Below are 2951 nucleotides of genomic sequence, written 5' to 3' on the forward strand. Positions count from 1 at the left end.
TAGGACGTCCCCTTCGGGGGCAGAGTGACAGGTGGTGCATGGTTGTCGTCAGCTCGTGTCGTGAGATGTTGGGTTAAGTCCCGCAACGAGCGCAACCCTTGATCTTAGTTGCCAGCATTCAGTTGGGCACTCTAAGGTGACTGCCGGTGACAAACCGGAGGAAGGTGGGGATGACGTCAAATCATCATGCCCCTTATGACCTGGGCTACACACGTGCTACAATGGACAGAACAAAGGGCAGCGAAACCGCGAGGTTAAGCCAATCCCACAAATCTGTTCTCAGTTCGGATCGCAGTCTGCAACTCGACTGCGTGAAGCTGGAATCGCTAGTAATCGCGGATCAGCATGCCGCGGTGAATACGTTCCCGGGCCTTGTACACACCGCCCGTCACACCACGAGAGTTTGTAACACCCGAAGTCGGTGAGGTAACCTTTTAGGAGCCAGCCGCCGAAGGTNGCACGCAGGAGGTCAGCGGTTCGATCCCGCTAGGCTCCACCAACGTGTTCTTTGAAAACTAGATAACAGAAGTAATTCACATTCAATTAGTAATGCAAGATATCACGTAGTGATTCTTTTTAACGGTTAAGTTAGAAAGGGCGCACGGTGGATGCCTTGGCACTAGGAGCCGATGAAGGACGGGACGAACACCGATATGCTTCGGGGAGCTGTAAGCAAGCTTTGATCCGGAGATTTCCGAATGGGGAAACCCACCACTCGTAATGGAGTGGTATCCATATCTGAATACATAGGATATGAGAAGGCAGACCCGGGGAACTGAAACATCTAAGTACCCGGAGGAAGAGAAAGCAAATGCGATTCCCTGAGTAGCGGCGAGCGAAACGGGACCAGCCCAAACCAAGAGGCTTGCCTCTTGGGGTTGTAGGACACTCTGTACGGAGTTACAAAGGAACGAGGTAGATGAAGAGGTCTGGAAAGGCCCGCCATAGGAGGTAACAGCCCTGTAGTCAAAACTTCGTTCTCTCCTGAGTGGATCCTGAGTACGGCGGAACACGTGAAATTCCGTCGGAATCCGGGAGGACCATCTCCCAAGGCTAAATACTCCCTAGTGACCGATAGTGAACCAGTACCGTGAGGGAAAGGTGAAAAGCACCCCGGAAGGGGAGTGAAAGAGATCCTGAAACCGTGTGCCTACAAGTAGTCAGAGCCCGTTAACGGGTGATGGCGTGCCTTTTGTAGAATGAACCGGCGAGTTACGATCCCGTGCAAGGTTAAGCAGAAGATGCGGAGCCGCAGCGAAAGCGAGTCTGAATAGGGCGAATTGAGTACGTGGTCGTAGACCCGAAACCAGGTGATCTACCCATGTCCAGGGTGAAGTTCAGGTAACACTGAATGGAGGCCCGAACCCACGCACGTTGAAAAGTGCGGGGATGAGGTGTGGGTAGGGGTGAAATGCCAATCGAACCTGGAGATAGCTGGTTCTCTCCGAAATAGCTTTAGGGCTAGCCTCAAGGTAAGAGTCTCGGAGGTAGAGCACTGATTGGACTAGGGGCCCCTACCGGGTTACCGAATTCAGTCAAACTCCGAATGCCGATGACTTATCCTTGGGAGTCAGACTGCGAGTGATAAGATCCGTAGTCGAAAGGGAAACAGCCCAGACCGCCAGCTAAGGTCCCAAAGTATACGTTAAGTGGAAAAGGATGTGGAGTTGCTTAGACAACCAGGATGTTGGCTTAGAAGCAGCCACCATTTAAAGAGTGCGTAATAGCTCACTGGTCGAGTGACTCTGCGCCGAAAATGTACCGGGGCTAAACGTATCACCGAAGCTGCGGACTGTTCTTCGAACAGTGGTAGGAGAGCGTTCTAAGGGCTGTGAAGCAAGACCGGAAGGACTTGTGGAGCGCTTAGAAGTGAGAATGCCGGTATGAGTAGCGAAAGAGGGGTGAGAATCCCCTCCACCGAATGCCTAAGGTTTCCTGAGGAAGGCTCGTCCGCTCAGGGTTAGTCGGGACCTAAGCCGAGGCCGAAAGGCGTAGGCGATGGATAACAGGTTGATATTCCTGTACCACCTCCTCACCATTTGAGCAATGGGGGGACGCAGGAGGATAGGGTAAGCGCGGTATTGGATATCCGCGTCCAAGCAGTTAGGCTGGGAAATAGGCAAATCCGTTTCCCGTGAAGGCTGAGCTGTGATGGCGAGCGAATTATAGTAGCGAAGTTCCTGATTCCACACTGCCAAGAAAAGCCTCTAGCGAGGTGAGAGGTGCCCGTACCGCAAACCGACACAGGTAGGCGAGGAGAGAATCCTAAGGTGATCGAGAGAACTCTCGTTAAGGAACTCGGCAAAATGACCCCGTAACTTCGGGAGAAGGGGTGCTCTGTTAGGGTGCAAGCCCGAGAGAGCCGCAGTGAATAGGCCCAGGCGACTGTTTAGCAAAAACACAGGTCTCTGCGAAGCCGTAAGGCGAAGTATAGGGGCTGACGCCTGCCCGGTGCTGGAAGGTTAAGAGGAGCGCTTAGCGTAAGCGAAGGTGCGAATTGAAGCCCCAGTAAACGGCGGCCGTAACTATAACGGTCCTAAGGTAGCGAAATTCCTTGTCGGGTAAGTTCCGACCCGCACGAAAGGCGCAACGATCTGGGCACTGTCTCAACGAGAGACTCGGTGAAATTATAGTACCTGTGAAGATGCAGGTTACCCGCGACAGGACGGAAAGACCCCGTGGAGCTTTACTGCAGCCTGATATTGAATGTTGGTACAGCTTGTACAGGATAGGTAGGAGCCTTGGAAACCGGAGCGCCAGCTTCGGTGGAGGCATCGGTGGGATACTACCCTGGCTGTATTGACCTTCTAACCCGCCGCCCTTATCGGGCGGGGAGACAGTGTCAGGTGGGCAGTTTGACTGGGGCGGTCGCCTCCTAAAAGGTAACGGAGGCGCCCAAAGGTTCCCTCAGAATGGTTGGAAATCATTCGCAGAGTGTAAAGGCACAAGGG

At 53.4% G+C, this 2951-nt stretch carries 2 rRNA genes; both read left to right on the plus strand.

The window, feature by feature from the left end:
- Window positions 1-510 (plus strand): 16S ribosomal RNA (locus D5S11_RS19605); the annotation flags it as partial.
- A 71-nt stretch (window positions 511-581) separates the two neighbouring features.
- A 23S ribosomal RNA gene (locus D5S11_RS19610) occupies window positions 582-2951 on the plus strand; the annotation flags it as partial.

Source organism: Bacillus sp. L75, assembly GCF_003676355.1.
Taxonomy (GTDB): Bacteria; Bacillota; Bacilli; order Bacillales; family Bacillaceae; genus Bacillus; species Bacillus velezensis.